The sequence below is a fragment of the Pseudomonas sp. R62 genome, from assembly GCF_000257605.1.
Taxonomy (GTDB): Bacteria; Pseudomonadota; Gammaproteobacteria; order Pseudomonadales; family Pseudomonadaceae; genus Aquipseudomonas; species Aquipseudomonas atacamensis.
Window position 1 is genome coordinate 1,975,069 of the sequence record NZ_JH635998.1, and the last position, 9,302, is coordinate 1,984,370.

At 60.6% G+C, this 9,302-nt stretch carries 4 protein-coding genes and 1 pseudogene; all 5 read right to left on the reverse strand.

Annotated elements, in window-relative coordinates:
- On the reverse strand, positions 1-950 hold a 950-nt coding region (gene pgaB / locus OQK_RS09985; RefSeq protein WP_038860816.1), incomplete at its 3' end, for a poly-beta-1,6-N-acetyl-D-glucosamine N-deacetylase PgaB.
- A gap of 12 nt (positions 951-962) precedes the next feature.
- Complete coding sequence (gene pgaA / locus OQK_RS09990; protein ID WP_016772257.1) at positions 963-3,443, reverse strand: poly-beta-1,6 N-acetyl-D-glucosamine export porin PgaA; 2,481 nt, start codon at positions 3,441-3,443, stop codon at positions 963-965.
- Positions 3,444-3,679: 236 nt separating this feature from the next.
- A complete protein-coding gene (locus tag OQK_RS09995; protein WP_016772258.1) occupies positions 3,680-5,185 on the reverse strand; it encodes a YdgA family protein in 1,506 nt (501 codons plus the stop codon).
- A gap of 152 nt (positions 5,186-5,337) precedes the next feature.
- Entirely contained in the window at positions 5,338-8,856 is a 3,519-nt protein-coding gene (locus OQK_RS10000; protein ID WP_016772259.1) for an AAA domain-containing protein, read from the reverse strand.
- Between the two features lie 56 nt (positions 8,857-8,912).
- Positions 8,913-9,302: pseudogene (locus OQK_RS10005) on the reverse strand (NADH:ubiquinone oxidoreductase subunit N); the annotation flags it as partial.

Consider the following 9,302-nt stretch of genomic DNA (forward strand, 5'->3'; position numbering starts at 1 on the left):
TCGACATGCACCACGCGCATCGGCGCTTCGGCCTGCACCGAGACGATGCTGTTGGCGAAATGCTCGCCGTCAGGATCGGAGGCGACCAGAAAGCGCGGCCCGCTCATCAGGTTATCGAGGGTGTCGAGGCCGTCGTCCAGGGTCAGGGCCATTTCATAGCCCTCCTCACCGACCACGGTCAGCGAGGTACCGTCGGCGGTGCCGTACGGCCAGACCCAGACCCGTGGTTTGTAACCGGTGGCCTTGCGGATCTTCTCGGAAATGTTCTTCACGTCGGTACGAATGCGTGCCTGGAAATCGGCTTCGGATTCATAGCGTTTGGTGACCGGGTCATAACGCCGGGTCGCGGCGGCCGGTTGCAGGTTGCCCTGCGGGTTGCCAAGGATGCCTTTGTGGTTGGCATCGGTGTGAGCGGCGATCTCTACCAGACCGGACTTGGAAATTTCGCGAATCTGCTGCCAGGTCAGGAAGTTGTCACGGTTACGCGGCGTGCCGGCGAAATCCACCGGTTGATTGAGCGGCGTGTCGATCCAGGTGCCCACCGGCGCCAGCAAGGCTGGCCAGTTGTAGGCGCGCAGCACCGGCAGCACGCGGGTATAGAAGCTGGCATAACCGTCGTCGAAACTGAGCAGCACCGCTCTCGCCGGCAGCTCCAGGCCACCCTTGCGCGCGGCCATGATCTGGTCGACGGTCACTGGTTTGTAGCCGTTCTCGCGCAGCCAGGCGAGCTGCTCGATCATGCGCTCGGTGCGCACCGCCACCACGGCCTGATCGGGATCACGGTCTTCGACATCGTGATAGGCGATGCCAAGCACATGGTTTTTTGGCCACGGTTGTTCACTGGCCGCGACCGGGCGCTCGGAGGGCGGCGCGAAGGCCGGGGCTTGCTGGGCGCAGGCGCTGATCAGCAGCGCTCCCAGCAGAAGGATGAAACGCGAGATAAAAGGCATCTTCAAACTCTTCTAGAAGCGGAAAGTGAGGTCGACAAGCAGACGCAGATCAGTTTCCCGATCACCGTCGTAAGGCCGGTTGATCACACTGAACATGCCGCCCACATCGAACACGTCGTTCCAGGCGTACCTTTGGCCGTAACCGAGCAATGCCATGCCGCCGGTGCCGTGGTCGCGCTGGCTGTAGGTGCCCGCGCCGGCCTGGAATTGCTGGCTCCAGGAAGTCTCGTAGCGGTGGTAGAGCACGTGATTGACGTTGACCAGCGGCATCACGCTGAAGTCCGACTTGGGGTTGAAGTACGGCACGTCGTCGGATTTCGAGTTGTGGCTGGTGCCGACTTCCAGGCCGGCGTCGACCTGAATGTTCGGCGCGGTGTAGATGCCCTCGCGCCCGGTCACTAAGGCTTCGACGCGGTTGTTGCCATCGCTGAAGTGCGACGGGCTGACCGACACGCGCCACTCGCGGCTTTCGTTGGCGCGCCAGCGCAGGAACGCACTGCCGCCGTTGGCCTTGATATCGCTGTTGAGCGCGCGCAGCGGGGTTTCCGCCGAGAGGTATTCGAGGCTGCCGCCGTATTGCCAGTGATCATTGATGTCGCGGGCAATCGCCAGGCGCGCGCCCTGTTTGTCACCGAAGCCGTAATCGTGATTCGACACCTCGGCTTCGAGGGTCATGTCACGGGTGCGCCGTTCCAGGCCGACCCGCTGGAAACGATGGTGGCCAGTGCCTTCGGCGAAATCACCGGTGGCATAACCGGCGCCGGCAAACACGCGCCAGTCCTCGTTGATCGGTGGGCTGTACAACGTGCTCTGGATACCGAAATCACGGCTGCCACTGACCGCACCGGCATCGCCGCTGCCGCCACCGTTGGCCTTGCCGCCGTAGGCTTCGACGCGCAGTTCGGCCATGTCATGGACTTCGCGTTCGCGAGCCAGGCGCTGCACTTGGCGGTTGTCCGGATAGCGCGTGACCACGTCGTCGACCAGCGCATCGTTCTGCCGCCACTCTTGCAACTCCATCGCGGTGCGCGCCTGAGCGACTTCCAGGCCGGCATCGCGCGGGGCCATGCTCTCGGTTTCCTTGAGCTGGCTTTCCGCGCGGCGCGGCATCTGGCGGGCGAGGTAGAGATCGGCCTGGGCCAGACGCAAGCCAAGGTTGCCCGGTGCCTGATCGACCAGCGTCTGCAAGCGCTCTTCGCCGTGCGGAAGATCGGAACCGTAGGTACCGGCCTGGGCGGCGAGTTGCTGGGCATCCATCCATTCGTCGTTGGGGTTGCCGACCGGCAAACCCTTGAGTTCGACGCGCGGACGCTGGGCTTTCGCTGCGTCCTCGGCGACCTTGCGAGCTTCGTCGGCGCGGTCGCTTTCCAGCAGGGCGTAGTACAGCGCAGTGGTGTCTTCGAGACGATCACCGACATCGGCGTCCGGCGCCGAAAGCACCTGGCGATACAGATCGGTGGCAATCTCAGGCTCGCGTTGATCCAGATAAGACGCCGCCACCCAACGCAGGGCGTAAGTCGGAATCTCCACGCCCTCGGCTTGCAGCTTTTGATATTCGCTGATGACGTCGGCAGTGCGCGCGCGGGCCTTGAGCGCGCCCATGCGGTCGATGCGCCAGCGCGTCACGTCGTCGTGAGCAGTGGCGTCGGGCGTCCAGGTTGCGAGCAATTTGTCGTAATCGGCCAGCGCGCGGTCGGCAATGACGTAGCGTTCCTTCTCGCTGCGGGTGGCCAGTTCGGCAAGGCGCACGCGTTCGGCGGCGAGATCGCCTTCGAGCCGGCGCAAGGTCACCGGATCAATCAGGCCGGGACGTTGACTGGCCAGACGCAGCGCCGGTTCAGGCAGACGGGCCTTTTGCAGCGCGACCACGTACTCGCGGGCGACTTCCGGTTTGTTGCCGGCGCGGATGAAGGCTTGATCGAATTCAAACAGCGCATCGTATTGTTTGCCGGCGCGGCCGAGGGCATAGCCCAAGGCCAGGCGGCGTGACGGATCGTCGGGTTTGGCGGCGACCAGCGCCTGGGCGCGGGTGACGGCCTGATCGGGCTTGCCGGCATCGGCCTGAGTCAGCGCGAGGCCCAGTTGCAGGTCAGCGTTGTCCGGCTCCAGCGCCAGCGCCTTGTTGTAGACCTGGGTAGCCTGATCCCAGCGCTTGAGGTTGCGATAGGCACGCGCGGCGGCGGTCAGTGCCTGCACCGGCAGGACGCGGTCGCGACCCTGGGTTTCATAGACCTTGACCACTTCGGCATCGAGCCCGGCCCAACTGGCGATTTGCAGGTGATCGCTGACCTGGCCGTCGCTGGCCTGGCCCGGCGGCACCTGACGCAAAACCGTCAGCGCAGGCGTGTAGTGCCCGGCGCGGGCATCGCGCACCATCTCGTCGTAGGGTGTGTCGGCCAGCGCCAGCACTGGCCAGAGCAACTGGCTGCACAGGGCGAATCGGAACAAAGGGCGCAAACCACGATGTAATACAGGGCCATCAATACGCGGCATTTGTCAGCATCCTTACATGGCCAGCCGGGTCGCAATGCCCTCCTTGCCCATTCGTAACGGTGGCCGACGATGACAGCCCTCGGCCAAGCTTGGTGAGGCAGTCTGCACGCAAGCGTAGTCGAATTTTCACAACGCAATAATTGTTCAGAATCGGCCTGTCTGTACAAAACCCGTACAGCAAAACGCCCGGCGCCTGTTTACACAGGGGCCGGGCGTCTGGAGGGCGCGCGGTGGGCTTATTGCTCTTGGGTGACGCCGGCAAACTTGCTCATGAGGAAGCCGATGAACTGCTCGACGGTCATCTTCTGGCCGTTGAATTCGACCTGATTGGCCGCGTAATGCAGTTTGGTCACCACGTTGGTGCCGTCGGCGACAGCCAATTGCGAGCCGACCGCCATGCCGGCGAACATGTCTGCCGCTTCCTTGGACTGATCGACGATGGCTTTGGCGTCAGTCTGGCCATCGAGTTGCGCCTGCACGCTGAGCAAATCGACGAGCATCGGCTTGGACACCTGAATGTTCAGGTCGAGCAGCGCGATCAGTTGCTTGCCGAGTTGATCCGGCGGCAGGTCCATCGATTGCGGCTTGGTCAGGTCGATCACCAGATTGGCGCGGCTTTCACCGTTGGCGGTGTTGAACGACAGGTTCTCCAGCGCCAATTGCGGGCCGGCCGCCAGCAACTTCTGCAGATCGGCTTTGACCTGGGCGTTTTCCGCTTCGGTCAGATTCAGCTCCGGTGCCGGCAACCCCTGTGCGGCAGCTTCGGCGGCAGCTTTTTCATACGGCTGCAATTTGGTCTGGTAGATCTGCATCAGCGACATGGTCGACGGAATGTCGAGGTTCTTCAGGCTCATGGCCATGGCCGCCGAACCGACTTTCTTGTCGTTGAGCGTCACTTCGCCGATTTTGTAGTCGGCACGCCCCGAGGCGTTGCTGCCGCTTTCTTCGGTGCGGTTCTTCATTTCGAAGTTCTTCACGCCCAGCACCATCGGCTTGGCGCCGAAGGTGGTTTTGCTGCTGGTCACTTCCAGGGTGTTTTCCCCGGTGTAGTAGCCGTAGCTGCTCTTGGCGAGGTTGCTGGCCAGGGTCAGGCCGTTGAGCTCGACCTGCACCGGCGCCTGGTCTTCCGACACGGTGACCAGTTTCAGGTTGTCCATGTAGCCGTCGGCCTTGACTTTCTGCGCCTGGGCGCTGGCGGCGATGTCCATGCTCAGACCGGAAAATTTCAGGCTCGATTGCTCATCCAGCGCAGTTTCGAACGGCACCAGGTTGAGGGTGCTGGTGGTCGATTCGTCGTAACCGATGTTGGTCACGCCCTTGAGCGGCGCGGCGCCGTTGGTGGCGGCGAACCATTTTTCCGTGGACGGGCTCTTTTCCAGCTCGTAGTTGCTGGTGGCCATGACCGGCAGCCACTTCAGCGAAACCAGACGCGAGAACGGCAGCGGGCCGTGTTCGATGTGGTCGACGAACAGCAGCTCGACCGGCGCATCGCCGAACATCTCGCCCTCGCCCTTGAGACGATAGTGCGCGGTGCTGGTGAAGGTGTGGCGTTCCAGCGACACCAGTTCCAGCGACGCGGTGCCGTTGGAGCCGGCCATGGCGGTCTGCAACTCTTTGTTGGCGTTGGTCACGGCGTTGTTCAGCACGCCTTCGATCTTGGTCCCGGTGTACCAGGCCCCGCCTGCGCTGATCGCGCCAATGGCAACAACAATTCCGAGAAGCACGCCTGCTGATTTATTCATGAATGACCTGATCGGTTTCCGTGGCTGTGGATGAAGTCGTCTTCCTTGAACCCGGGATCGGGTCGCGGCTCGACTGTGCAAAAGTGACGGGAAGGTTAGCATCCGCCACTCGGAGTGGTTGGCTTTTTAATCCGGCCATACGGCTGTGCCGGTCATACCGAAACCTGAGACGGTTTTGCCCCTAAAAGGTGCCGCAGGTCCTTCATGCTGTCCTGAATCATTGCCGACGCAGACTGGCCGTCATAGCGGATGCTCGATTCGTAATAGCTGTAAACGCTGGATGACTGACGCACCGAGGAAAGCCAGTTGAACGATCCCACGGCGAGCCATGCGTCATCCACCAGAAGCATCTTGCTGTGCACACTGCGCACCTGCGTGTTTCTGAACTTCGCTCCGGCCTCTTCAAGCAACCGGACACACTCTTCGAAAGCTTGCGCTTTTGTCAGCTCGGCACTGCACAATTCACGACTGCTGATGACCACGACGCTGACGCCACGGGTGCATGCCTCGCGGATCAGCGTCGGTACCTGATCCTGCCTGATTGCATCCTTCGTAAGATAGGGAGACACGATGATCAGACGCTCTCGGGCGCTTTCGAAGGCTGATCGCAGGGTTTGCCTGTGACCTTCCAGATCGCTGATTTTCTCGGTGAAATACGGGTTATAGGCCGGCACCAGCCATTGCAGGGGGATTCCCTTGAGTTCATTGCGCTCGTCCTTGAACAAATGCCGGCCGAGAATCGCCGACGGGGTTGTTCCGACCGGGTTGAAGAGGTTCATGTTGCCAAACACCAGAAACGCGTCTTGTGCCCGAGAGATAGCAACGTTCAAAAGAGAACCTGCATCCTTGTCGAAAAAAGGCGACCCGGGTTCGGTATCCAGACCATAGGTCGGTGAAAATATAATCAGCCGGCGCTCAGCGCCCTGCAGACTGTGAACGGTGCCTACCGTTATGCCGTGTCCGGCACCGAGACTGTGATCCAGCGCCTGACGAATTGCCGAGGTCTGCGCCGCGAACGGCGTGACGACCGCCACCAGATCCTTGAAAGCTTTTTTGTCTTCGGCGAAAGAAGCCTCGATGCCTGCTCGATGTTCCTGCAACCAATGAGCAATCACCTGTGCCTCGACCTGATTGCGTCGGCTTTTACCGACACGTTGGTCCAGCCCCGTCAGGTGGACGTAGCCCAGACTGGGACTGAAGCGGCGAGGGCCTTCTTCGCGGCAAGGCTGCAACAATTGTTTGTAAACCAGCTCATTGCAGATCTCGATGATTTCGCGCCAACAGCGACGATGCTCACTGAGGAACATGCCACGACCACGCCTGGCATGCTTGGTGTAAGGCGTAGCCTGTTGGGCGACCCGCATCAGATTGCCTCTTGAAGCTGATCTGCCCGATTCGCAAAACGCCTCCCAGCCATCGCCCAGCAGGCCGAAGTGCCGAGCATTGGCCAGATCGATCGAGGACGGCAAACCATGTACCGGGGCAATTTGATCGACGTCACCGACAACCATCGCCCGCTTGGCCAGCGCAAAGGCGGGAACGCCGATCTGGGAGGCGACCTGGCCGGCTTCGTCGACGATCAACAGATCGATGCAATCGAGCAAGGGAAGGTACCGGCTTTTCCAGCCACTGAACCGGTTTGGCAATGAATAAAGGGTGACCACGGAGCAAGGAAACAACTTGGCCAGACGGCGGTATTGGCGCTCGAGTCGCTCCGGCGACAGGGTGTCCTCTACTTTGGAAAAACGCGCAAGCGTTTGCTCGACCTCCAGCAGATAACGCGCTTCCCAGTAATGGGTCGCCCATTTGAACGCTTCAAATCGCAGCCCTTTGTCGAGTGCGTCCTGGATGACTGCGGTTTCAAGCTGCCCATTGGCGTCGCCGAAGCTCTCCAGCCGAGCGATTGTTTCGTTGAGCGTCGAGAGCGACTGGCGTGTCGTCGTCAACTGCGTTTGTAGCCGCTCGTGGTTTTTCGAGAGCGCTTCGGCTTGCTTGGCCAATAGCGCATCGAAGGCTTCGCGGCTGCCGACATGATGGATCTGCGCTCCCAATGTTTCGCTGTGGTCGATGGCGACCCGAGCAAAGAAGACATCGTCGCGGCGGCTTCGCAGCGACTTCCGCCCGCACCAGGCCATGAACGTGACGAAAATGTTTTCCTGCTCTACGTGAAGCTTCCAGGCCAGCTTCAACTTTTGAACCTGCACCAGCGCGTCGGCAGCCCTCTGCAGGTCTTTCACGCCGCCGTTGATCGAACCCTCAAGCGCTGAGCGTGCGTGTGCCGCCATTTCCTGCGAGACACTCACTGCGCCGAACAGCGTATTGAGCGCGATCAGATCTTCAGTGACGCGTTCGATACGACTGCAGCAAGCTTCGAGTCGAGCATGAAGCTCGGTGGTTGCGCCTTCAAGCGACGGCTCGCGTAAGCGTCCCAATGCGTTTTGGGCGCACTGTAGAAAATGGTCAAGGGCCAGCGCAAAACCTTCGGCCTTTTCCACCAACTGAAAGTCATGCACCGAGTTCTTGCCCATACCTTTCAAGGCATGAACGGTGAAGCCGTGCATGTCGTTTTCTCGGCTTTTGGCAGGCAGGTACAGACCGTAACTCTCAAGCCCTTTGATCCACCGACCGGTCAATGGTCCATCTCGCTCCTTGACCTTGGCGAAGGCTTCCAGGATGTTGACGACAGCTTGATTGTTCGTCGAGGTTGCGACGATCAGCGGCGGCTCCTCTTGCGCCCTCGCCTGTTTGATCCACAGCGAAGCGATGACGCTCAACAACAGCGTGGTTTTACCGGTACCCGGAGGGCCATCGACGGCTGTCACCGCGTCCGGCAGGGAAAAAAAGTGCACCAGCGATTCACGCTGCGATGGCGACAGCCCATAGCGGCATTCCATTTGCCCCAGATGTTCAATCGAACCTGCCAACTGCTGCTCGGCCGTGAGCAACGGCTTGTCTGTGACAGGGTTGAGGAGAGTTTCGAGCAGATCCAGCGCGGCATCACTGTCGTGACGCAAATGATCGAGCAAGGTCTGGATGTGCTGCGTTGCACCATTGGCGCTGGTTGCAAGCAGAATCAGCGGGTGATTGAGCCTTTCGTACTGATCGACCTGAAGATTTTCCCACTCCTGCCCGCAGACCTCACGACAAAAGGTTCTGGCGTTGTAGACAAGACTGTTCCAGTCCGTCGGACGAGGTAGCCGGGCATACACCCGGTCGACGTCTTCCACGGTACCGACCGTAACCTGATAGGCACTTGGCTCAAGGAAGTTGCGTGGCGCAACGGGTCGCAGGTTTTCCGGATCAATGCTGAGCTTGCCGTTGCGTTGCAACAGGCCGAAAAAGAACAGTGGTGCGATGCATTCAGGCAGCAGTCTGCTTGGATGGCCATGCTCCGGTCGCAGGCCGAAGAGAAAAGGGCAGACGATGACTCGTAGTGGCCAGCCCTCATCGGCGTCGACCTTAACCGCGCGCTCAGTTGAGCTGGATTTGGGTCTCTGCCCGTACAGCTTCTTGCAGCAATGGTCGGACAGCTCGCCGCGTATGATTTCGTCCAGCGTGAGCGCGCGCGAGGCCTGATCAAGCTCAGGCATCAAATTACAGGCGTCGGCCAACGCAGCGCTCAAGTAGTCGAGATGAACCTTTACATTCCCTTGCATCAGTTTTGCAGCCATCAAAAAAGTCTGCGGCCATTATGCCAGCAGGGTAGAAAAACCCCATCCTGGGATTTTCAGGAATACTGAACCTCGATTTCATCCAGCTGATGATCAAAGCTCTTCAGCCGAGCGGTCCAGGTATACACCAGCACTTCAAAGTCGCGATCGATCACCGCTCCGCCGGTGGTATCCGCCCGCACATCGCAGAAATCCAGCTGATAGCGTTCGCGGGCCATGGCCGTGGCGACGTCGGACAGCTCGCGGGCGTTGTTCAGCCAGTGCCAGCCGTCATCGGCGATCTGCTTGTCGAGTTCCAGGCATTGCTTCTTCAGGGCTTCGAGGCTTTTTTCCAGCGGCGTGCCGGTGAGCTCGCCCATGACTTCGGCGAAGGTTCGCCCGGGCTGCCAGTAGCTGCCCCAGAAGTAGCGGTCGAACACGGTTTCGACCCGGCGCAGGGCGACTTT